Consider the following 22,059-nt stretch of genomic DNA (forward strand, 5'->3'; position numbering starts at 1 on the left):
CCGAGGGAAGTTCCCCCCGGCTTGCGTTAATTCATGTTTAATGTTGAATTCATCCGCTTATCAGCAGCTCATTCTTTAAACTCATGCTCCAGAATAGCCATCCGGATCATGTCGTGGTATTCCCCATCCTGATAAAGCGCATCCCGTTCGATTCCTTCATGTTTGAAACCGATCTTCTCATAGACATGGATAGCCCTTGGATTAAAGGTATAAACGCCAAGGTGAATCCGGTGCAGCCCCAGCACCCGAAACCCATATTCAACCATCCGTCTCATCGCTTCCTGCCCATAACCTTTACCTCGTCCATGCGCACTGCCGATCGCAATCCGGATGTTGGCGCTCCGGTTGTCCCAATCGATGTCATTCAGCACCACTTCGCCAATCAGGCGCTTGCTGTCCTTCGGGACGATCATGAAATCAACACGGTCCTTGCCAGGCTGACCGATCCGCTCGAGCCAGGCCGCATTCTGCTCAGCGGTAAATGAAACCGAGAACGAACCGGTCAAAACCATCATTTCTTTATCCTCCAGGAAAGCTGTATAATCGGCCAGATCCCCTTTCTCCGCGTATCGGAGAAGGATGAGATCACCGACAATTTCCGTCTTCTTGATCTTCGCACTGCCATTCATCTGCATCGTACTCCCAATTCTTGATTTAGGTTTGGGCTATTTGTTTTTTTGTGCCGCTTCCTGATGTTTCTTCGCAAACTCCTCAGGCGTTACGGCTTCGCCAAACAAAGCTTGAATCATATTCAAGTGAACCTGGGCCGCATCCGGTTTCATTTGCACGTCGGCAAATAAAGTGATGTTGCTCGCTTTGTTCAATTCGCCAAGCAGATCGACATAAATTTGCGGCAGATCCATGCTGGAAGGATCTACTTTGGTTGCCGGGATCACGCCGGCATCCGTGACCGATTGCTCGCCCCATTTGGCTACGAAATAAGCAACAAATTTCTTTGCTTCCTCTTTAATCTTGGAATTCTTGGCGATAAACAGCCCGGCTCCGGGGCCTCCTACCCAGCTGTTGATGTCGCCCTTTCCGCCTGCGACAGTAGGGAATTTGAAGAAACCCACTTTGTCCTTAAACTCCTGCGGAACATCAGGGTTCGTCGTGAAGTTGGGAATTTCCCAGGTTCCCATTAGAGACATCGCCGCTTTGCCGTCCATGAATTCCGCTTTGCCCTCTTCATTGGACAAGCCGTTAAAACCTCTATTAAAGGCGTTCATATCCACAAGGTTTTGTATTTCCTGCGCGGCTTTAATAAGGCCGGGATCTTCGAATGTGCCGGTCGCGTTAATCGCTTTAGACAACGTATCGCTGCCGGCAATCCGATCCGCCAGATACATATACCACAATGAACCTGTCCAGCGGTCCTTATTGCCGAGTGCGATAGGTTCGACGCCATGGCTGGCCAGTGTTTTGACGACCTGCTTAAATTCCTCGTACGTAGTAGGAACCCGCAGGTTATATTTTGCAAAAATTTCTTTGTTATAGTAAACAGGCGTTATATTCAGTTCAATAGGCAGCGCGTAGGTTTTGCCATCCACAGAATAGGCCTCTACCGTACCGGGGAAAAATTTATCTTTCAGCCCGGGTCTATCCAGAACGTCATCCAGATCGGCAAACAAATCCCCTTTCACGTAGGGATCCATAAATCCTGCCGCCCAAGTAATCCCCACATCGGGAAGCTCGTTGGAAGCGGATAACACTTTTAATTTATTTTTATACTGCTCGTTCTCAAACACTTCCTGCTCGATGGTCACGTTCGGATTATCCTGCTCATATTGGTCAATGATTTGGCTGACCAGTTTGTACTGCTGGGCTGAACTGCTTTCCGGCCAAATGTGCATCATCTTCAGCGTAATCGGCTGCCCCCCTCCGTCCGCGGAGATATTCCCGACATCGTCCCGATTCGAGGCATTCTCACACCCGGATAAGACGAGCAGCAGGGACAAAATCAGCAGCAGGCCGGAAACCGTCATTCTCCTATACACAATGGATTCCTCCTAAATTGATGGATGCAAACGATGAACCCTCTTTATTATTGGAAATTGGACATCTCGTGCCGGTAGCGGCTTGGGCTGATTTGTTCGAGCTGCTTAAACACCTTGATAAAATATTTATCGGTGTTGTAGCCGACCTGCTCGGCGATTTCCCCTACAGAGAGCCGGGTTTGCGTCAGCAGCTCCTTGGCCCGCTGAATTCGTCTGCGGGTTACATATTCGCTGAACGGAATGCCCGCCTGCTCTTTGAACAAGACGCTGAAGTAACTTGCGTTCAAATGCACCTTTGAAGCCATCTCCGCCATCGTCAGATGCTCCTGCAGATGGTCATCCACATACGCCATCACTTCACCCACCGGACCGTTAGGCCGGAGATGCTCTTCATTGATAGCAAAAAGCTTCGGATCCACCAGTTTAGCAAGCTTCTCCGCAAGATGCCGTTCTTCTTCCTGCTTCAAAGCGCGTTCCGTAATCTCCAGCAGCTCATCCTTGTCAATCGGCTTAAGCAGGTATCCTACCGTTCCGAAACGTAAAGCCGTCTGCACATATTCAAATTCGGCATAACCGGATATCACAACCGTTGCTGGACGATCCGGCCTGTCCTCGAGTGAACGAATCAAATCCAGGCCGCTGACCTCAGGCATCCGGACATCCGTAATCAGCAGATGGGCCGTATTGTGCGCCAGCCACTCGGCTGCCTCTACCCCGTTTGCAGCGCATTCTATCCGGTATCGGCCGTCCGCCCAAAGCTCGAGTGTCTTCCGAATGCCCTGGCGGGTTCCCGGTTCATCGTCAACGATCAATATCGTTCGGACCACCGCTTATTCCTCCCTCTCTCGAAAATTGTCCATCTAAAGGAATCGTAAAGGAAACCGTTGTCCCCTTCGATCTGGCACTATCAATATGAAGGGCTTCGGCTCCACTTTGCTCCCCTCCGCTGTAATACAATTTCAAACGGCGTTCCACGTTGATCAATCCGACCCCTGTGCTGGCCGTAGTCAAAGAAGTTCCCGTCCGGATAGCCTTGCGCAGCACGTCTAATTCTTCCTCATTCATACCCTGCCCGTCATCGGCAACCTCAATCCTCACCTTATCGTCAGCCAGACAAGCTTTAACGCTTACGAGTCCTTTGCCGATTTTGCTCTCCACACCGTAACGGATTGCGTTCTCTACAATCGGCTGCACCAGCAGCTTCGGTATTGGCACCCGTGCGGCTTCGGTATCCAGATCGATTTCCCACTCCAACCTTTCGCCAAGCCTCATGGACATGATTTTAAGATACCGCTCTACATGATCGAACTCATCAGCGACCGTTACCCATTCATCCTTCTCCGGATTGCTGATGATATACCGGAACAGCCGGGACATGGCAACTACCAGACTTGCCAGCTCATCTTCGCCTTTATCGACCAGGGACCAGTTAAAAGCCTCCAGCGTATTAAACAGAAAATGTGGATTAATTTGGGCTTGAAGCGCCTTTAATTCCGTTCTGCTCTGCAAAGTTTCCTTCTCGTATACGACCCGGATCAACCGGTTGATATGGTGCACCATTTCGTTATAGGAATAATTAAGCTCCCTCATCTCCATCGTCGTGGAGACTGGCTCCGGATTCGGCATAAGAACGCCGCCGAGCCGTGACTTACGCATCGCTCTGATCAACTGAATGATCGGTCTGGTCAGCATCGTTGACAGAACGAAAGACAGAATCAGGAAGCCGAGCGCGCCAAATCCGCCCGCGGCAAGCAGCACCGTCCTCAGAACCGACAGCCCCTTGGTTACGTATTGCACGGGCGTCAGAATAAGGATCGTCCAGTTCGCCGCTTCCGAATATTGTTTGACCAGGACATAATCTTCTCCTTGGAAGGTGACGGTCTGTTTCTTGGTGTTCAGCAGCGGTGTCAAGTCCGTCCCCGAAGCTGTATCGCCGATCCCGAGCAGCTCTCCCTGGTCGTTCGCGAGCAGGATTGATTCCCCGCTGTCATCCACGGTGGTTCGCTCATTCAACTGGAAGTATCCCCGCTGGATTCTAGCGATCAAGTAACCGCCTGGCGAGAACCAGCGCTCAAACAGATTCACCCTGCGGATGGCCAGTACAGAGTGGCTGTTCTCCGGATCAATCCCGATCCAGACTAACCGACCCTTTTGTTTGTCCGCCTCTTCGATATAACGGGGGTCCACACGGATATCCAGCTGCCCCTCCTTCAAAGGAAACAGCAGCTTGCCGGTATTCGTGTACAGCTCCAATGCTTCACCTCCCGGTGAATAAGCCTGATAGCTGCCGGCTACCTGAAGCAGTGCCTGACGTTCATTAAAGGTAGCGGACCGTCCGTCCACTTCGTCCAGGAGCAGCTGCTGGACAAAAGGGTTGCCGGCCACCTGCGCCGTCAAACTGTCCACCTGCGTCATTAAGGCATCCAAACGGCCGCTGGCCTGTATCGCGGTTTGTTTGATATGTTTTTCCGCGTTATTTTTGAGAAGCGAAGAGACCTTGCTGTACGTAAAACCGCCCGCAATACCCAAAATGACCAGCATCGCCAGAAAAAAGGCAATAAAGATCTGGTTTCGAAGCGTGTTAAACCGCCGCAGCCTTCTTGCTATTTTTTTTGCTCTTTTCATCTACTCGCCCCTTTAGATGTGAAGCCGAACTCTGATTTTACTTGGGGATTCGCTGGCAATCCGGTTTGAGCACAGATTGCCGGAGCGCGGCACCTGAGGAAACCTGATCCCTTCGGTTAATGCGGCAAACAAACCAAATACAGCTGAAAGCGTGTTCATATTGTCCTGCAGCTGCTTGTATTCTTCGATCCCGGCAGAGGCGTCCGCTGCTGCTTGGTTGACATCAGCAGTCCCTCCCGGTCCCTCGTTGTCTATTTTGGATAAGCCCCATGCTGCCCTGATTTATAGAAAGCGCTTAAATTCCTTGCTAGTATCAACATACCACACAATCCCGCTTTTAGAATAGAAGGCATTTTTTTGGATAACAAACTTTTTTAACGCTCACTATGCTCCTGTTGGGGCTTTCTCCAGCTTTGCCCTTGGATTTCACTGCTCCGGCGGCGGTTTTGATCTGGAGCAAGGCCATCCATCGCAGCAAAATATTTATCAGACTGGAGGACTTACCTGCTCCCACAATACAGGAAGGAAATTTGCAGCGTCTATAGAAAAGCAGCACAAAAGAGCCGGGGATGCCCGGCTTTCCTCTTGCACCTATACAGATGGATTACTGCGTATTCGGCAGATTCAACTCCCATGTAATGCCGTTGCGGTCTTTGACCACCCCGTATTTGGCGCCCCAAAACGTCACTTCCAGCGGCATCTGCACCTCTCCGCCTTCACTAAGTCCGTTAAAGATTCGGGTCAGCTCCTCATCATTCTCCGCTTCAATGGAAAGCCAGATCTGATTCCCCTGCACAACAGGACGAAATACATCCGCGAAATAAAGCACACAATGGTCCTTAATGTGCAGTTCGGCATGAAGGTATTTGCCCTCCTGCCCTTTAAAACCTTCAATTCCGTCCGACAGCTGGGCGTTACGGATTTCCCCGCCAAAGATCTGCCGATATCCCTCCAAGGCTTCACGACAATTTTCCAGAAAAAGATGGGAGCGCAAGGTGATCATTTAAAAACTCCTTTACCGTTGTTTGTATTTCATATGATTTCTATTCTATTTTTTACAAGCAGCATACCATATAAACCCAATTATCGACATAACCAAGCAAATTCCTTTCGCCGCTTTTTATTCTATTTGTAAAATCATTTGTCGCCTTTTTAAGGATAACCCCGCTTATATCAGCATTTTTCGTTTTCTTAGCCTCTTCTATTAAAACGTTTTTGTAAAATTATATCCTTCGTCATGAAACGACAGCTTTCCAACTCTAAGTCTAGTATTTTAAGAATGTTGAGTTTTCAAAGGGCATTTAAGGACTGTTTTTGCTACTTATTACTATTTTGTATAAGGGGTTTGAACAAGGCATGCTGCTGGAAAAATTATTACTTAACGTTTTTATCGTCTTATCTCCAATTCTTATCTATACCGCATTTAGTGACCGGATCAAAAAAGTTGCATCTCCGCTCTCCATCGGGCTGGTGCAGGGCGCAGCCTCTTCACTTTGTCTTATCTTCTCTTACGAGGCGCTAGATCTGTATTGGAATTTAAGATATGTCCCGTTGGTCATCTCAACCGTTTACGCGGGTCCAGTCGCTGGTTTGATCAATTATCTTGTTATTCTGGGGTTCAGAGCTTATCTGGACGGCGACGCATGGTACTTCGGTTATGCAAGTGCAAGCCTTACTTTGACCTTCCTTGGCACCTTATATTTATCCCGGTACTTCAAGAACCACAGCAACCGGGATAGACTTAGGCGGGTTGCTGCGGTTGCTGTACTTCCTTCACTGCTTATGTTGATTATCCCGCTCAGCTATACCTTATTTAATGCCGTCGAAAGCCCCGTTCACTTTACTCCAATTATAGCTTTATTGTTATTTGGAGCACTGGAAACCTTGGGTACCTGGATGCTTGCCATGCTTTTGGAGTTTAACAATGAGAGATTACTGTTGAAAGAGGAAAGCATGCGCGCGGAGAAACTAAAAGCGCTGGGCGGAGTCGCCGCCTCCATAGCTCACGAAATTCGAAATCCGTTAACAGCGGTTCAAGGTTTTCTCCAACTTATTCGGGCCGGCACTTATGACCGCAAAACCAATGACTATCTGCAAATTGCACTGGATGAACTGGAACGGGCGGAATCAGTCATTAAAGACTATTTAAGCTTTACGAAACCCAAGTTAACCAAATTTGAAACCTTCTGCCTTGCAGAGCTTACCCATCATATCATTACGAGGCTGACTCCGCTTTCCAGCTATAAAGGAATTGAATTTCAATGCAGGTTTAACGGCCCTATGTACATTTATACCGACCGGGAACAGCTGCAGCAGGCGATTGTGAACGTCATAAAAAATGCAGTAGAAGCCTCCCCGGAAAATTCCTCCGTGCAAATCGATCTTGCCCTGCAGGGTAGTCAAGCAGAACTTAAAATCATTGACAGCGGCAAAGGCATGACCGAAGAGGAAATTCAACGAATCGGCACATTATTTTATACCACAAAAGAAAAAGGCACCGGACTTGGCACCTCTGTCGCCGTAAGGATTATAGAAGCCATGAAAGGGAACATTTTATACGAAAGTGAAAAAGGAAAAGGAACCGTTTGCATCATCTCCTTGCCTCTGGAGGGCGAGCAGCTTGCCAGCACCAACTAAACAAGGCGGTTCGGTCCTCAAAGCAGCATGAGTACAACGAGAAAGATAAGCAGCAGAGTGATCAACCCCAGAGAAATAAACAAAAACCAGATCAAATGAGTAGAATAAACCAGGCGCTCGTCCCGAATCCCCTTCTGTTTCAGAAAAAAATCGCGCGTAGCCCAAATCAGCACACAAGCTCCCAAGAGCACGGCTCCAATTCCTCCAACCCTAGCCAAGATATTGCCCATGTTGGCAAATGAATCCGACTGAAACGCCAGTCCTGCGGTCAAAAACCCAAACCCGATCATGGCAATGCTCGTTCTGACCCAAGCCAGAAACGTCCGCTCGTTGGCCAAATGCTGTTGAAGTGACTTCACATCATGTTCCTGCTCCGGCAACATCGATCTCCTCCTGCATCTTTATTACTTCTTATTTGGTTATTATTACCCCAATATTATGCGCCAGAAAAGCCTGGATGATCGAAATAAAGAACCAGCTTACGGCTATACCGCTGACTGGTTCTCCTTACGATCCTTACCCGGACTCCGAAGATTAAATTCAGTTCTGCTTGAACTTTCGAAGCGCAGCAGTAGTGTCGGCATCCAGCAGTCCCAGATTTTTAAGCATTTGCAGAACAATAAAGTTGGGCATGCTTTTATCCGCGATTGAACTGATCGCCTTCACCGCCATGCCCGCTTCTACTGCCGATACGGCCCAATTGGGAACCGGCTCTTTCCCCGATAGGTTCAGCTTCTTCTCCATTGCAGCCAGGCGGAGGTTTAACTCTTCCAGCTTCTCGCTGTCCGGATCCTGCTCGGTCTGGATCGGAGGAACAACGTCGTATCTCTTTAATTGGTTGGCCGTTATAATTTGAATCAGTTTGGCTGCATAATTTGGATCAGACGCATAGCCGGATAAATACAAAGCTTCGCACTGGGCTTCAGGGGTTGGCGCTTGCCGAACCCGTTCATAACGAGCACTTGCAAATAATAAATCCTGATCTTTAAAGAAATTATAAATACTTGTATACGCCCGCCAATTGGCGCTGACTGAAGTCGCTGTCCCGTTTACATATTCCCGGGTCTTCGTGCTGACGCTGGCTCCGTCCCAATAAGGGGTTGGCTTGCCTCCTCCCACCTTGTAGCCTCCAAGATTGTTCCAATCCGGAATCACTCCGCCGGTCTCCAGCCAGCTCTGAGCCAGTCTGACCGAAGGAAACATCGGACTCCCCTCTTGTCTGACTCGCTCGACGATTGGAACAAGCAGTTCCAGAAATGCAGCAAATCGATATGTGGTTGCCAAGTTTTGTCACCTCCTTGGATAAATTATGAAGGTCGTTGACAAGACGTTTGGATTTTGGAGCTGAAGCTCGTATTATTAGGATAAATTTTATACTCATTAGGGATTTTAGCTCTTGAACCCAGCTCTTTCAGAAGAATAAGGGTACACAAAAAAGCCGGCTGGAATCGCCGGCTTTTTTGACCTACCTTTACCTTTACCTTTACCCATTACCTTCCTTAACCTGCTAAGCCTCATGTTCATACCACGGATTTAAATGTACCATTACTTCTTTGACCAATGGATTGGCTTCCCTGATCGATTGTTTGATTTTTTTTGCAATGTCATGGCCTTCCTGGATCGTGAGCTGACCAGGTATACCCACACGAACATCTACAATAATGTAGTGCCCGTGTTCTCTGGCGCGAATCCTGTCAATGCGTTTCACTTCGGGCACGGATTGGACAAGCTGTAATATGGGCTCCATTTGGGCTTCGTCAATATTTTTCTCCATTAGCACATCTACCGATGTGCGTCCCATATGAACAGCCAATTTCAAGACAAGAAAAGCAACCAGAATCCCGGCAATTGGATCGCCGTAAGTCAGAATCCGGATGTGATAATGATTGCCGAGCATCGCCAAGCCAATCCCGATGACAGCCGCCAAAGAAGCGTAAACGTCAGCCAGATGATCATAAGCCGTGGCGATCAGCCCGCTGCTGTTGTTCTTTTTGCCGATGTTCATCGTATAGAAGTACAGCCACATTTTCCAAACCAGAGAGATAAAGGCCGCAATCAACACCAGCACGCTGGCTTGATGCGGGGGCTCCATCAGCGCCATCGCCGAATGATAACCCATATATAAACCGGCCAGCACAAGCACAATAGCAATAATACCCGCTCCGATGACTTCCGCCTTGCCGTGTCCATACGGATGATCCTCATCCGGAGGCCGTTTGGAAATGATCATGGAGACAAGGGCCGCCGCCGTTGCAAAAACATCCCCCGCATTATGTACACCATCCGCAATCAGAACCTGGCTGCCGAATATAAGCCCCACGGCCAGTTTCATGGCCGTCAAGACAATGTTGCTCACCAGGCTAATCCAAATCGCAAAAGATGATTGTTTGTCCGCTGCTGTATTCGCCGATTCCAAATTTCCGTCCCCCAACCTATTCTTAATTTCCATTATAACCAGAATCCAACGATTTCTTCGAAAAGGCACCGTGTTATTATACAAAAAAACATTATATAAAATATCTTTTGAGTAAGTCCAGAGAAAAAGAATTGCACCAGTCAGGATTTATTGGGCTATTACAAGAGCATTTACAGCAGTTAACATTGTTTCCGGCAGGCAAGGGCAGCCTCCGGGTTTGTCTTTCACCTCATGGCTCTGCTAATATAAACATAATGGTTACCTGTATGCCAAAAGGAGCGTTGAATGATGAGAGGCAACAAGTTTGTAATTGGATTGATCGTCGGCATTGTGCTGCTGATTGCCATATTTTTTACCGGATTTATGCTTTTGTATTTTAACGTTTTTAAACAGAGCTAAGGGAAAAATGCTGCATTCGCAGCTTTTTTTATTTCCTCCCCTTCATCCTCACCCTTCCCCGCACCCAAATCCTATTTGGCTTCCCCTGTTCTGTCTCCAACCTCGGTTATCAAACATATCTTATCCTAAAGACCGAAATTTCCGGCCAAGCGAATTAAATGGAAGTGGAGATTCCTTAAAGGGGGAGTTACTATGAAAGCTGGCACCTGGAATCTTGTTGTTCTTGCCCTGCTGCTGACCTCTTCCGGTTTAATAAGAGTTCAGAAGAATTTCAGAAAACACCGGTAGCAGGTAGTTTTATGGAAAGGGTTATTTTTCGTGAAAAGGGGAATCTTAGGGGATGCGGTGCGATTTCATCTATTTTCGCAAAATAACCTTTTTTGAAGGAAGGCTGACAAGAACCTATGAAATGGATTTATTTCAACCGGTTGTACTCCTCGAAATTCCAGGCGGGCTGTCTGGCAAGACGGCTAGAACACGACGGCTGGGTATACGGTTTCCGTGAAATGCGCGAAATTGAAGTGTTCCGTTCCAAAAAAGGACGCTACGGCGTACGTTTCCTGCCCTAAATTTAGGCTTGACGCTCCAGCAAAAGATCAGGTATATTAATATATGTCGCTATTTACTGACGCGGGGTGGAGCAGCCCGGTAGCTCGTCGGGCTCATAACCCGAAGGCCGCAGGTTCAAATCCTGCCCCCGCAATACTTACATAAGGGCCCTTAGCTCAGTTGGTTAGAGCGGTCGGCTCATAACCGATTGGTCACAGGTTCGAGTCCTGTAGGGCCCATTGCGACTGAAGCCTTTGCTGCGGCAAAGGTTTTTTTGTTGTTTATTATTTCAAAATCCGTGGAACTTTTTGTAAAATAAAGTGTACAATCCTTTAAGGAGCTGGTTCCGAATGATTGGTATGGCTATTTTTGATATGATTCTCGGCGTTATTATTCTGGGTCTCGGGATCTTGATGATTGTTAAACCTACATTGGGCTGGTACCAGCAGCAGTGGAGGTTCAAGGAAGACATTTCAGAACCAAGCGATACGTATATTTCCTCAAGGAAACTTTTAGGCATCATCATCCTTCTTGTCGGGCTGATCTTTATAGCCGGAGGAATTATGAACTGCTTCTGAATCATGCAAACAGCCGCCAGGTTCACAGGACCTTGGCGGCTGTTTGGCATTTTTCCGATAGAAATCTGATAGGAATAAGACCGTTAACCTTTAACTCCGACTGCTGCTCCGTTATCCTGCGGTACAAACGGCGTCCCGTCCTCCTGGAACATCGTTTTCGGGTTGTTTTTGATCGCCTGCAGCATCGTGTTGCCCTTCTGCTGCCATTCCTTTAAAGCTTCGGCTGGTGTCTTCTTGTTATCGAGCACCTCTTTGAAATACTTCTGTCCGATCGAAGTAATGGAAGACAAGCCTGGTTTCTCCGTATAAAGTTTGTCATCCGAGTTGTTGACCGGCGAAACCGGCTTCAGGGCATAAAAGGCCTGTATATTATAATCCTGACCATCTTTAGGTTTAATATAAGATTTACGTGCCACCATCTCATAAGAGCTGCGGGATTTGATCTTCGCCCACTCTTCACTGTTTTGGAATTTCACGAAATCCCAGGCTGTATCGGCGTTTGGCGCGCTGCTGTTAATCGCAAAAGCATTGCTCAGGTAAGCATTGCCTCCAACGCCCGGTTTCTCCGGATGCGTAGGCATCGTGACTACGTCCCAATCAACGGCCTTAAAGTTTTTGATTTTGGAGGCATTATTGTTGGCATCGGTAACGTCATTAACATAGCTGTTATAGCCTACGACCATTGCTACTCTGCTGGATAAGAACAAATCCTGGTTCACAGGGCTGACAGCCGTCGTCCCGCCTTGATTCATTTCATTCATCATTTGATTCCCGTCAGGCAGAACCTTATCCATATAAAGTTTGCTCATCGTACTCCAGACCTTCTCCCACTGCGGGGTATCCACAGTCATCGTTTCCGCTTTATCATCGAAATAACGGAGCTGGAGCGTACTGGTATAGTTCTGGATATCCCAGTACGGATCGGAACCCATATAAGTGCTGAACGACAAGCCGTAAACGCGGTTTTTCCCTTCTCCTTTGCTGACCCGGCGCGCCAGCTCAAACACTTCGTCCCAGGTCATGCCGTCATGCGGCGGCTCAACTCCGGCAGACTGAAACAGATTTTTGTTATAGAAGAGAGCCGAGGAACTGAATGTTGGAGCCAACGCGTATAAATTGCCTTCGCCGATGTCTTTAAGTCCGTCAATAACAGTTGGGACAAAATCGGATGTATCAAACTTATCCTCCTGAATGAGCGGATCAAGCTGCTTGAGCATATTTTCCTGAATCAGCTGCTTCAAGGTGCTGGTATCGGCTACAATGACATCAACCGGATTGCTGCCTGTCATAATTTTTTTCATACTTTCGAGCGGATCGGGCTGCTCAATCTGCTCCGTACCATTGCTGTAACGATAGATGCTTTGATCAATGGCGGGCACGATTTCAATATCGACGTTGGGGTGCGTCAGCTCGTAAGCATCCGTATACTGCTGACGAAAATAAGAATCGTCGTACCCGCCGTACAGCATGCCTACCCGCAGCACTTTCTGCTCATTATCCGATGCTTTGGAACCGCTGCAGCCGGACAATACGGAGAAGGCCAGCGCAAGAGCCAATCCCGCTCCTGCCATTTTCCTGATCTTGTTGCCGCTAAAGCTGATTTTCGCTTGAAACCGATTGTTCATTTCGAATCCCCCTCTAATGATTTTGGTGCCGTAATGATAATTTTCTCCCCATCGAACTCCATGGTGGCGCGTCCGCTGATTCTTGCCGAATCCAGATATTCTTTGGGGACCTGAAGCCGACCGGCCCGGTCAACCACCACGAAAGCTTCATGAACGTCCTGAAGGCCTCCCTCCTGCGAGGAAAAACCAACCGCATTTCCGTCAAGACCCGGATTTCGTTTCAAAAACTCCGTGCTCGTCAAGCCGTCACGGATGGCAACTACCCGGTCCACTTTGCCGGCCAGCGCCAGATCATGGGTAACGATGACGATGGTAATGCCCAGCTCCTGATTCACCTTGCGAAAAATACTCATAATCTGGTCTGACGTGGCCGTATCGACCGATCCTGTAGGTTCATCCGCCAGCAGCATAGCCGGACGGTTCGCCAAAGCAATAGCGATCGCGACCCTTTGCTGTTCGCCGCCGGACAGCTGCGTCAGCCTGCTGCGCATGCGATCCTTCAGCCCTACCCATTCCAGCAGCTGCTTGGCATACGTACGGTCAACCTTGCCGCCAAGCGTCATGGGAAGCTCGACATTTTCCAGAGCCGTTAAATAGGGGAGCAGGTTGCGGGCATTGTTTTGCCAGACAAAACCTACCGTTTTCCGTTTGTATTCCACTAGCTGATCCTCTTTGATCTTTAGCAGATCCCAGCCGCCGACATTCACCTGCCCTGCCGAAGGGCGGTCAAGCCCGCCCAGGATATTGAGCAGGGTGGATTTGCCGCTGCCGCTATTGCCGATGATCGCCATCATTTCGCCTTGCTCGACGGTCAAGTTCAGTCCCTGCAGCGCAACAACCTCGATCTCTTCCGATTTAAAAATCTTTACAAGTCCTTCGCAGTGAATCACCTTTACCGCTCCTCTCCCAGCTTGACGGCCTGATGAACCTTCAATCGCCGGATCTGCCACAGCAGCAGCGCTGCTCCCATAAGCAGCATAACCAGCACCACGGCATAAAGCTGCAGCGTATCGCCGGAGTTAAACACAATTCGGAAAGGCGGTACCTGCGAGGTGACATTGTCCGCCGTTTGCAGGAAAGGCAAATACAATTTGCCTGCCCATTTACCAATGACAATCCCCAGCAGGATCGATAACCCCGCCGTCAAAATCTGCTCGGCCAGCAGCATCAGAGTCAGCTGGCGCCGGGATAAGCCCATAGCCCGCAGAATGCCGAACTGCACCACCCGGCTGGACAGATTGAAGATCCAGTACAGCACGTACCCGATGAGCGAAACGATGACCGACAGCAGGAAGCCCAAACTCAAAATGCCGAATACGCCGCCCCTTGTCGGCAGCTTGCTTTGCAGGGCCAGTTCGCTCCGCACATCCTTGACCGAAGACAATTCGATTCCTTGGCCGGCCAGCGCTGTAATTAAAGGAGCAACCTTGGCATCCGGCTTCATCTTGAGCCAGACCTCGTAAGGGATCAGCGGAACCTGATCATAAATGTAATCAAGATTGGCGATGACAAACGGCGTCTTATCCGGGTACTCTGTTGGCCAGTAAGGGATAATGCCGTAAACGACGAAATCCACCAGCTGATCCTGAAGGGAAACCGAAATGACGTCGCCCGGCTTGAGCTGATATTTCTCCGCCAGATTAGACGGTATGAGCGCTGCGCTTTCATTCATGCCAAGAAAATTCAAATAATTATAGGGATGAATCGGGAACAAATCGCTCCTGAACCAGGCGACCTTAGCGAAATCGACGTTGTCAATCCCCATTACACTGCCCTGGCCCGCCGATTTGCCGGATACCACGATGTTTCCTCTTGTCTGCAGCACCCGGGCCGCCGCTTCCACGCCCTGCAAATGCCGGAACGTCTCAAATGGCGGCTCGGCATATACCACTTTAGCCGGGGCTGCAGGCTGGCCCCCCGGTCCCCCTGGACTTCCAGGTGCTCCTCCCGGTCCCCCTGCTCCGCCGCCTGCGCCTTGGCCGGGTCCACCTCCCGGGGAACCTGCCCCGGTACCCGGACCACCGGATCCCCCGGCATTCCCGGAACCCGGCGAAACCTCAGGTGTTCCTTCCCATACCGTCTGCATCACCACATCGGTTCCGTACTGATAAAGGGTACGTTCCGTAGAATTCAGATCAATGGTCCGGGCGGCTGATGCATTATAGATTCCAAGCCCAAGGGTCAACACCAGCAGGATCATCAGCGGATAATACGAAGCCGCAGAGCGGGAAAGCTGGGTCAGACTGAGATAATACGGAACGGGCAGCCAGCGTTTGCCAAGCCAGCCAAGCAGGCGTAGAAACCACGGGAACAGCCGCAGAAAGAACAGCCCTCCCGCGAATATGGCAAGCGCCGGGACAAAAAACAGAAACGGCTGGACCTGAAGCTCATCCGTCGTCATACCCGTCTGAAACGTAAGCATCTGCCGGTCATAGAACAAATAATAACCGTAACCGGCCAGTCCAAGCAGCAGCACATCGATAAACCATCTCTGCCAGCCGGGGCTGCGATCCTTGCGTGCCTGCATCCGCTTTGTATTCACGATAGAAGAACGGGCGTAGGCGATCGCCGGAATCAGCGTTGATAAAATAGCGATCACAACCGCTGCTCCGCCCAGTGCAAGAGCATCCCTGTTAAAGCCGACCGGCAGTGATTTGCGGTCCACAAACGTCAGGAACCCGTCTGCCGAGCCGATCGATTTGGCCATGAACCAGCCGAGCAGGGGACCGGCTATCAAGGCGATTAAACCTAAAATGACGCTTTCGAGCAAATAGATAAAAATAATCTGCTTCGTGGACGCCCCCCGGCTGCGCAGCACCGCAATGTCACTTTGCTGCTTATCAAGCGCCTGGCGGGCATTCATCACAATAAAATAAAAAACCATGGCAATCATAGGTGCCGCCAGCGTAAACAGCAAAGTCTGCAGCTGCAGGCTTTGCCTGCGGAATTCCGTCAGCAGATCGCCGAAGGAGATATCCACCTTCGTATCCTTTAGTTTCTGATACAGCTCAATATCGAGGCGTTCCAGCGTACTCGACAGGGACGGCAGCTGTCCGGTTTTAATCTCCCTCAGATCAAACGCGTAGTACCACTGTGCTCCGTGAAGAGGAACCTGCTTGGCAAGCAATGCCTGATCGAAGGCACTGCCGCTGATGTAGAAGCTGTTCATCATGCCTTCCAGCCCTTGTACCCAATAAGGATCCGTATCGCTTAAAGGTTTGATTGCACCGACAATCTTCACCCGCAGCGTCAAATCCAGGCCGCTGTATACCGGATATTCCATGATGTCGCCCACATGAAGGTCATTTCGATACATCCCGTCCTCCAGCATAACCGCCTCGATCACCCCGTCCGCATCCGCGGCACCAGAACCAGCAGCACCAACAGGATCCCCAGACGCTGAAGCTGCTTCAGCTCCCTGGGCTCCGCTGTCCCCGGCCTCTGCCTCTTTGGAGGAGGCTGGAGCATTTCCGTTTGTATCGCCTGAGCCGATGTCTTCCCCTGCGCCTGCGTACATTCTTCCGTTGGTCACTTCAACATGCTCCTGAAGACCGGACATCGTCAGGATTGACATCGTGCGGGTGCGGCTCGCATCCACCTTCGTCGGATCTTCCGGAGAAACCTCCGTGCTTCTTATGGAACGGGTGCTGAAATAGACCTGATACGGGAAGCCAATTTCCTTCGGCACTTTCATCCGGATGTAGTCATCCACCGCCTTAAATCCGGCCTGATCCGTTTTGGTACCTCCTGCAGCCTGATAACTCATCAATAAAGAGCCCGCAGGCAGACCCTCGCTTTGTTCCTCCAGCGATTTGGCAACCACCCGTTTGAGCGCCCCATCTGCGTACATCGGAATGCTGACCGTGAAAGAAACAGCCACGATGAGTCCAAGCAGCGTACTGAGCGTCATCCATTTGGTGTTCCACATTTTCCGAAACAGAAATTTCAACAGCGGCGTCACCATCAGCGCCCCACTACTTTCTGTCCGGGCTCAAGCCCCTTGAGAATCTCTACGTCCGTTGAGGTTTGCTGACCAACTTCCACATCCACTTCCCGTTTGCTCCCGTCTTCTTCAACGACCTGGACATACGTCCGGGAACCGATGGAGCGCAGCGCCGAGATGGGAATCAGGGTTGCATTTTCTTTACGTTCGGTGACGATTTTGACGCTTAACGGCGTGCCCCGGTTAAGATCTGCGGGCATCTTGTCGAGCTGAACGATCAAATACTTGTCCAGGGAATCCTTGACCGGAGCATTTCCATTTTCCCCCGGACTGCTGCCTCCGCCATTCCCGCCAGAACTGCCGGCATCGCTTTCTGCCGAAGGCATCACCTTGACCTTGCCTTGAAACACGCCTGCTGCATTGATATCAACCGATGCTTTCATGCCGACCGCTACCTTCTCCAGATCTTCTTTGGCAAATGAGGCCGCCACGATCAGATTGGATGTATCCGCGATCACGGCTACAGGTTCGTAGGCCTTAACCGTATCGCCTTTTACCGCACTGACCGACAACACCGTCCCTGAAAAAGGAGCCGTAAGCACGCCTTTGGCAATCTCCGCCTCCAGATCGTTTAGTTCCGTCCGGGCTTCCTCAAATACGATAGACGCTTCTTCAAATTCGATCGGGTCCATTTCGTCTTTCTTCCGCAGCGTTTCTTTCATGGTGACCTCCTGCTTGCGGAATTCCAGCCGTTTCTTCCGGAGCTGCTTCTGCAGGTCTTCCACATCCAGGGTTGCAATCACTGCTCCAGCCGCTATCTTATCTCCGGCTTTCACGTTGATCTCTTTCATATGTAAGCCGTCCGACGTAAAATAGACCGGTTCCTCGCGCTGGCTTTTTAAACTTCCTACAGCACTGACCGAGGTTTCCAGCGTTTCGCTCCGCACCGTGTATTCCGGTTTCTTGGAAATGGTTGGCGGCGTAATGACAGGCAGCACCTCTTCTTCCTCTTCCTTGGGAAGCAGACTGCAGCCCGCAGTGGCCAATAACACAAAAGCAAGCACCATTAAAGCCGCCGTTCGCCGTTTAAAATGTCTGGACCTCTCCCTCCTATACGAATCTTCCGTCCACCATCTCGTAAACATGGTCCGCTACCTCCAAAATCGTAGGATCGTGTGTCGTCATGCAAATCGTCATCCCTTCGGCTTCGATGATGCTGCGGAATACCGCCATGACCTGGGCACCCATCTGGGAGTCTAGATTAGCTGTGGGTTCATCAGCGAGCAGAAGGCGGGGACGATGTGCAACCGCTTTCGCAATAGCTACCCGCTGCTGTTCGCCCCCTGATAACTCACCCGGCCTGTGGTTCATTCGTTTGCCCAAACCGACCAGCTCCAGGCAGTAGGTCACTCTGCTTTTCCATTCGGCAGACGGCACGCCGGCCATCCTTAAGGACAGCTCGACATTTTCGCGCGCAGACAGGAGCGGAAGCAATGCATAAGCCTGAAAAACAAAGCCGATCTGTTTGCGCCGCAGCTCAGTTCGTTTAGCATCATTCCACACATGAAGAGGCTGGTCCATAAACCAGATTTGCCCATCTGTCGGCTGATCCAGACCCCCCAGCATGTTCAGCAGGGTTGTTTTGCCGGAGCCGGACCGCCCTTTCAGCATCACCAGCTGGCGCTCCGACACTTCCATATTAATGCCTTTCAACACCTGGAGAGTAGAACCGCCCACTGAAAAAGACCGCTGCACTCCCTCTACCTTCAGGAGGACGGCACGTCCCCCTTCTCCACGGCTATAAGGAGCCGAAGAGTTGTCAGTCCTTTCACCGCCGGTTGCTGTGAGGTCAACCGCGGCTTCGCCGTCATCATCAGCTGCTGCCCTAGAGCCTACTGCAACAACATCTTCTTCACATTCCTCCTTGTTTGCCTTGTCCTCATCCAGTAGCTTGGCTTCATCCAGTAGCTTGTCTTCAACCGGAAGTTTGGGTTCAGCTGGTAGCTTAGCTTCCGTCAGAAGCGAACTGCTCTCTTTGACTGTACCCGGCCGGTTAACCTCAAATACTTCTGCCGATTCCCTCTGTTCCTGCGGCTGCTGCCGCGGCGTTAAATCTCCCTCTTGTCCTTCTATGTCCCCTTTGGCAGCCGGTTGAAAAACTCCTTCTTCAGCCCTGCCGTCGGGTCGTTTCCGAAACAAACGTTTCATGTACGCCCCCCTATGTTTCACTATGTATCGCAAATGCATCGGATGTCTGCATTATAAACGAAACCAGTTACCAAAAAGTTACAATCCTTTCGATCTTTCTCGTAATTTTTGTGATCAGGAGCAAAGGACCGGATAAATAAGCCCAAAGTCCCTGATCAGCGGGTAACAGAGAATAAGGGCCCGCGTTTTAACCATTACAACAAGAAAAAAAGCATCCCGGGAGCCGGGGTACACGGCTCTCGGGATGCTTGACTCGGGGTACTGAAATGTCCGGCTATTCCGGAGTTATCAGAGATAGAAAGTGGGAAATGTCGGCTGCAAACCGAAATAGAACCCGGCAGTTCGATCAACCTTCTCCTTCTAGCCTAGATAGTCTTCGGCAATAGCCAGGAAAAGCTTGGCCGCCTGAAGCATAGCCCGTTCATCGAAATCAAACATCGGGTGATGGTGCGGGTATTGCGTCCCCTCATCGTCAGTTCTTGAACCGACCTCGATAAAGTTCCCGGGTCTATGTTCCAAATAATAAGCAAAGTCCTCGGCTCCCATGGAAGCCTCAATCTCGAGCAGGGCTTCACCTTTGAAGTGCTGCGTGATCAGCCCTCTCATCCGCTCGGTTTCTGCAGCCGGATTAACAAGCGGCGGATAACCGTTCAAATAATCGATCTCCGCTCTCGCTCCTGACGCCTCGCACAGTCCCTGTACGATCTTGCGGAGCTCCTGCTCCACCTGCTTTCTGACTTCCGGGTTAAATGTGCGAACCGTCCCCTGCAGCTCGGCTTTATCGGCGATTACGTTAAAAGCCGTTCCGGAAACAAATTGTCCAACCGTTACGACAGCGGATTCGATTGGATTCACACGCCGGCTGACAATCTGCTGAAGCGCTCCGACGATTTGCGAGGCAATGACCAGCGCATCGACCGTCTGGTGAGGTCTGGCTCCATGACCTCCTTTGCCGTATACCTTGATAGTGAAGGCATCTACAGCGGCATTCATAGGACCGGTCTTCACGCCAAAAGTACCCAGCGGCAGCTCCGAGGCCAAATGAATGCCGTAAACGGCGTCCACACCTTCCAGGCAGCCGTCCTCAATCATAGCGATCGCTCCGCCCGGCGGCTTCTCCTCCGCGTGCTGGAAGATCAGCACCAGTTCCCCCTTCAGCTTCTCCCGATGTTCCTGCAGCAAGCGGGCGACCCCAAGCAGAATCGAGGTGTGTCCGTCATGACCGCAGGCGTGCATAACGCCGGGAACGGTAGATTTATAAGGAACGTCCTTCTCATCCTGAATCGGAAGGGCGTCAAAATCAGCGCGGAAAGCGATGCGCGGGCCAGGGCTTCCGCCACGAATTACACCCACGATGCCGTTGCCGCCTACGCCTGTACGAATCTCAATGCCGAAAGAGCGGAGCTGATTCGCAATGAAATGGGCCGTATTTATCTCCTGAAAAGAAAGCTCCGGATGCTGATGCATAAATCTCCGCCATTCAATCAATTGCTGCTCCTGCTCGGCCAGCTGTGCTGCCAATGCTTCGTACATAGTAAAGTCTCTCCTTTATGTAAGTCTCTATTTCTCGTAAACAAAATTATAGCATACAATCTAACTATGAAAAATCGGAATTATAAATCGTTACCTTTCTATAAAAAAGAACACCCAACCATTTGGCCGGGTGCCCCGCTTCTTCCCTATGTGATTGGCAATGATCCGACAGATTATCGACCAAAAGAAGCCGGATCTTCGCGCCACGCTTTCAGCAGCTCCAGATCCTCAAGTTTGATGCTGCCCAGTTCAACCGCCTTCTCCGTCAAGGCGGTGTAATTGGACAAGGTTTGCAGCGGAATACCCGCATCGGCAAACGCGGTCGTTGCTTTCTCAAGCTGATAGCTGAAAATCGCCAGCACGGCCAATGGCTCGGCCCCTGCCTCTTTGACGGCCAAAGCCGCTTTCAAGGAGCTTCCCCCGGTGGAGATCAAGTCTTCGATCACGATGACCTTTTGCCCCGGTTTAATCAAACCTTCGATCATGTTCTCTTTGCCATGACCTTTGGCTTTATCGCGGATGTAGGCCATTGGCAGACCCAGCTTCTGCGATACAAATGCCGCATGCGGAATACCCGCAGTCGCCGTTCCAGCAATGACCTCGGCATCCGGATACTGATCGCGGATGATGGAGGCGAAGGATTCAGCGATCAGATCGCGCACCTCCGGATAAGACATCGTCAGCCGATTATCGCAGTAAATCGGAGATTTGATGCCCGATGTCCAGGTGAACGGCTGATGCGGCCGCAAAGCTACCGCTTTGATTTCCAGCAGCGAGCCGGCAATTTGTCCGGCGATTTGATTCAAGTTAGACATGTTCATTCATCTCCTCTATGATGTGCAGCGCGGCCTCTCGCGGATCGGCCGCCGCCGTGATCGGACGGCCGACGACAATGTAGTCCGTCCCTTGCTGTATTGCTTGTCCCGGCGTCAACGTGCGGGACTGATCACCCGCTTCGCTTCCGGCCGGGCGGATACCCGGCGTGACCGTTGCAAAGCCGGCTCCGCAGACGGCTTTGATGGCCTGCGCTTCGAGCGGCGAAGCGACCACGCCTTGAAGCCCGGCCTGCTTGGCCAGCGCCGCATAGTTCAGCACGGCCTGCTCCACGCTGCCGGCAATGCCGATTTCGTTGTTCAACGTCGCTTGATCCGTGCTGGTCAGTTGCGTGACCGCAATGATCTGCGGCAGGCTTAAGCCGCTGACCTCCTGTACGGCGTCCGCTGCGCCTTCATAAGCGGCCTGCATCATTTTTACGCCGCCAGCGGCATGCACGTTAAACATATCCACACCAAGGCGAGTGATGCTGTCCGCTCCACCCTTGACCGTGTTGGGGATATCGTGCATTTTCAGATCGAGGAACACCGAATATCCTTTGTCCTTCAGCTCCCGGACAAAATCCGGACCGGCCGCGTAATACAGCTGCATGCCGACTTTCATATAACAGGGAATGCCCTCCAGACGCTGAATCAGCGTCCGGGCATCCCCCGCGGTTTTAAAATCCAGTGCGACCATCAAACGGCTCGCGGCTTTCAAATCCAAGCTCATTTGTTCT

At 50.7% G+C, this 22,059-nt stretch carries 19 protein-coding genes and 2 tRNA genes; 5 read left to right on the top strand and 16 right to left on the bottom strand.

Going from position 1 to position 22,059, the window contains the following annotated elements:
- Positions 1 to 68: 68 nt before the first annotated feature.
- The 5 genes from CBE73_RS06490 to CBE73_RS06510 form a co-directional block, all read right to left on the bottom strand.
- On the bottom strand, positions 69 to 629 hold the full coding sequence (locus CBE73_RS06490) for a GNAT family N-acetyltransferase (protein WP_157739426.1): 561 nt from the start codon (positions 627 to 629) through the stop codon (positions 69 to 71).
- A 36-nt stretch (positions 630 to 665) separates the two neighbouring features.
- Entirely contained in the window at positions 666 to 1,982 is a 1,317-nt protein-coding gene (locus CBE73_RS06495) for an extracellular solute-binding protein (RefSeq protein WP_094093537.1), read from the bottom strand.
- A 59-nt stretch (positions 1,983 to 2,041) separates the two neighbouring features.
- A complete protein-coding gene (locus CBE73_RS06500; RefSeq protein ID WP_094093538.1) occupies positions 2,042 to 2,821 on the bottom strand; it encodes a response regulator transcription factor in 780 nt (259 codons plus the stop codon).
- Complete coding sequence (locus CBE73_RS06505; protein WP_094093539.1) at positions 2,796 to 4,619, bottom strand: cache domain-containing sensor histidine kinase; 1,824 nt, start codon at positions 4,617 to 4,619, stop codon at positions 2,796 to 2,798. The genes CBE73_RS06500 and CBE73_RS06505 overlap by 26 nt, the downstream gene beginning before the upstream one ends.
- A 604-nt stretch (positions 4,620 to 5,223) precedes the next feature.
- Positions 5,224 to 5,622 (bottom strand): VOC family protein, encoded by a 399-nt coding sequence (locus tag CBE73_RS06510; protein WP_094093540.1) that lies wholly within the window; start codon positions 5,620 to 5,622, stop codon positions 5,224 to 5,226.
- Positions 5,623 to 5,975: 353 nt separating this feature from the next.
- On the opposite strand from CBE73_RS06510, the gene CBE73_RS06515 reads away from it, so the two are divergent.
- A complete protein-coding gene (locus tag CBE73_RS06515; protein WP_094093541.1) occupies positions 5,976 to 7,256 on the top strand; it encodes an ATP-binding protein in 1,281 nt (426 codons plus the stop codon).
- A gap of 17 nt (positions 7,257 to 7,273) precedes the next feature.
- On the opposite strand, the gene CBE73_RS06520 is transcribed toward CBE73_RS06515, so the two are convergent.
- From CBE73_RS06520 to CBE73_RS06530, 3 genes are all read right to left on the bottom strand, one after another.
- Positions 7,274 to 7,639 carry a YidH family protein gene (locus CBE73_RS06520; protein ID WP_094093542.1) on the bottom strand — a complete coding sequence of 122 codons (366 nt, stop codon included), beginning with the start codon at positions 7,637 to 7,639 and terminating at the stop codon, positions 7,274 to 7,276.
- A 157-nt stretch (positions 7,640 to 7,796) separates the two neighbouring features.
- Positions 7,797 to 8,540 (bottom strand): glycoside hydrolase family 73 protein, encoded by a 744-nt coding sequence (locus CBE73_RS06525; RefSeq protein ID WP_157739428.1) that lies wholly within the window; start codon positions 8,538 to 8,540, stop codon positions 7,797 to 7,799.
- Positions 8,541 to 8,763: 223 nt separating this feature from the next.
- Positions 8,764 to 9,705 (bottom strand): cation diffusion facilitator family transporter, encoded by a 942-nt coding sequence (locus tag CBE73_RS06530; protein ID WP_094093544.1) that lies wholly within the window; start codon positions 9,703 to 9,705, stop codon positions 8,764 to 8,766.
- Between the two features lie 770 nt (positions 9,706 to 10,475).
- Between CBE73_RS06530 and CBE73_RS22110 the strand changes: the two genes are divergently transcribed.
- The 4 genes from CBE73_RS22110 (at position 10,476) to CBE73_RS06545 (ending at position 11,198) form a co-directional block, all read left to right on the top strand.
- Positions 10,476 to 10,640 (top strand): hypothetical protein, encoded by a 165-nt coding sequence (locus CBE73_RS22110; protein ID WP_174704675.1) that lies wholly within the window; start codon positions 10,476 to 10,478, stop codon positions 10,638 to 10,640.
- Between the two features lie 60 nt (positions 10,641 to 10,700).
- Positions 10,701 to 10,774: transfer RNA gene (locus tag CBE73_RS06535), tRNA-Met, on the top strand.
- A gap of 11 nt (positions 10,775 to 10,785) precedes the next feature.
- Positions 10,786 to 10,859: transfer RNA gene (locus CBE73_RS06540), tRNA-Ile, on the top strand.
- 111 nt (positions 10,860 to 10,970) lie between these two features.
- Positions 10,971 to 11,198: a DUF6199 family natural product biosynthesis protein gene (locus CBE73_RS06545; RefSeq protein ID WP_094093545.1), complete on the top strand. Its 228-nt coding sequence runs from the start codon at positions 10,971 to 10,973 to the stop codon at positions 11,196 to 11,198.
- A gap of 83 nt (positions 11,199 to 11,281) precedes the next feature.
- On the opposite strand, the gene CBE73_RS06550 is transcribed toward CBE73_RS06545, so the two are convergent.
- The 8 genes from CBE73_RS06550 to pyrF form a co-directional block, all read right to left on the bottom strand.
- Positions 11,282 to 12,823 carry an extracellular solute-binding protein gene (locus CBE73_RS06550; RefSeq protein ID WP_229752476.1) on the bottom strand — a complete coding sequence of 514 codons (1,542 nt, stop codon included), beginning with the start codon at positions 12,821 to 12,823 and terminating at the stop codon, positions 11,282 to 11,284.
- Positions 12,820 to 13,713: an ABC transporter ATP-binding protein gene (locus tag CBE73_RS06555; RefSeq protein WP_094093546.1), complete on the bottom strand. Its 894-nt coding sequence runs from the start codon at positions 13,711 to 13,713 to the stop codon at positions 12,820 to 12,822. The genes CBE73_RS06550 and CBE73_RS06555 overlap by 4 nt, the downstream gene beginning before the upstream one ends.
- A 2-nt stretch (positions 13,714 to 13,715) precedes the next feature.
- Positions 13,716 to 16,787: an ABC transporter permease gene (locus tag CBE73_RS06560; RefSeq protein WP_229752475.1), complete on the bottom strand. Its 3,072-nt coding sequence runs from the start codon at positions 16,785 to 16,787 to the stop codon at positions 13,716 to 13,718.
- Positions 16,787 to 17,911, bottom strand: a complete 1,125-nt coding sequence (locus CBE73_RS06565; RefSeq protein ID WP_094093547.1) for an efflux RND transporter periplasmic adaptor subunit — start codon at positions 17,909 to 17,911, stop codon at positions 16,787 to 16,789. Before CBE73_RS06565 ends, CBE73_RS06560 begins: the two co-directional genes overlap by 1 nt.
- Complete coding sequence (locus tag CBE73_RS06570) at positions 17,877 to 18,713, bottom strand: ABC transporter ATP-binding protein (RefSeq protein WP_094096172.1); 837 nt, start codon at positions 18,711 to 18,713, stop codon at positions 17,877 to 17,879. The genes CBE73_RS06565 and CBE73_RS06570 overlap by 35 nt, the downstream gene beginning before the upstream one ends.
- Before the next feature lie 621 nt (positions 18,714 to 19,334).
- Positions 19,335 to 20,507: a M20 metallopeptidase family protein gene (locus CBE73_RS06575; RefSeq protein ID WP_094093548.1), complete on the bottom strand. Its 1,173-nt coding sequence runs from the start codon at positions 20,505 to 20,507 to the stop codon at positions 19,335 to 19,337.
- A 173-nt stretch (positions 20,508 to 20,680) separates the two neighbouring features.
- A complete protein-coding gene (pyrE, locus tag CBE73_RS06580; protein ID WP_094093549.1) occupies positions 20,681 to 21,322 on the bottom strand; it encodes an orotate phosphoribosyltransferase in 642 nt (213 codons plus the stop codon).
- Positions 21,315 to 22,052 (bottom strand): orotidine-5'-phosphate decarboxylase, encoded by a 738-nt coding sequence (gene pyrF / locus CBE73_RS06585; protein WP_094093550.1) that lies wholly within the window; start codon positions 22,050 to 22,052, stop codon positions 21,315 to 21,317. The genes pyrE and pyrF overlap by 8 nt, the downstream gene beginning before the upstream one ends.
- Between the last annotated feature and the right edge of the window lie 7 nt (positions 22,053 to 22,059).

This window comes from Paenibacillus physcomitrellae (assembly GCF_002240225.1).
Taxonomy (GTDB): domain Bacteria; phylum Bacillota; class Bacilli; order Paenibacillales; family Paenibacillaceae; genus Fontibacillus; species Fontibacillus physcomitrellae.

Excerpts from the sequence above, each read along its gene's own strand:
- CBE73_RS06490 (WP_157739426.1), bottom strand. The coding sequence starts at position 629 with ATGAATGGCAGTGCGAAGATCAAGAAGACGGAAATTGTCGGTGATCTC.
- CBE73_RS06495 (WP_094093537.1), bottom strand. The coding sequence starts at position 1,982 with ATGACGGTTTCCGGCCTGCTGCTGATTTTGTCCCTGCTGCTCGTCTTA.
- CBE73_RS06505 (WP_094093539.1), bottom strand. The coding sequence starts at position 4,619 with ATGAAAAGAGCAAAAAAAATAGCAAGAAGGCTGCGGCGGTTTAACACG.
- CBE73_RS06510 (WP_094093540.1), bottom strand. The coding sequence starts at position 5,622 with ATGATCACCTTGCGCTCCCATCTTTTTCTGGAAAATTGTCGTGAAGCC.
- CBE73_RS06515 (WP_094093541.1), top strand. The coding sequence starts at position 5,976 with ATGCTGCTGGAAAAATTATTACTTAACGTTTTTATCGTCTTATCTCCA.
- CBE73_RS06520 (WP_094093542.1), bottom strand. The coding sequence starts at position 7,639 with ATGTTGCCGGAGCAGGAACATGATGTGAAGTCACTTCAACAGCATTTG.
- CBE73_RS06530 (WP_094093544.1), bottom strand. The coding sequence starts at position 9,705 with ATGGAAATTAAGAATAGGTTGGGGGACGGAAATTTGGAATCGGCGAAT.
- CBE73_RS22110 (WP_174704675.1), top strand. The coding sequence starts at position 10,476 with ATGAAATGGATTTATTTCAACCGGTTGTACTCCTCGAAATTCCAGGCG.
- CBE73_RS06545 (WP_094093545.1), top strand. The coding sequence starts at position 10,971 with ATGATTGGTATGGCTATTTTTGATATGATTCTCGGCGTTATTATTCTG.
- CBE73_RS06550 (WP_229752476.1), bottom strand. The coding sequence starts at position 12,823 with ATGAACAATCGGTTTCAAGCGAAAATCAGCTTTAGCGGCAACAAGATC.
- CBE73_RS06560 (WP_229752475.1), bottom strand. The coding sequence starts at position 16,787 with ATGGTGACGCCGCTGTTGAAATTTCTGTTTCGGAAAATGTGGAACACC.
- CBE73_RS06565 (WP_094093547.1), bottom strand. The coding sequence starts at position 17,911 with ATGTTTACGAGATGGTGGACGGAAGATTCGTATAGGAGGGAGAGGTCC.
- CBE73_RS06575 (WP_094093548.1), bottom strand. The coding sequence starts at position 20,507 with ATGTACGAAGCATTGGCAGCACAGCTGGCCGAGCAGGAGCAGCAATTG.
- pyrE (WP_094093549.1), bottom strand. The coding sequence starts at position 21,322 with ATGTCTAACTTGAATCAAATCGCCGGACAAATTGCCGGCTCGCTGCTG.
- pyrF (WP_094093550.1), bottom strand. The coding sequence starts at position 22,052 with ATGAGCTTGGATTTGAAAGCCGCGAGCCGTTTGATGGTCGCACTGGAT.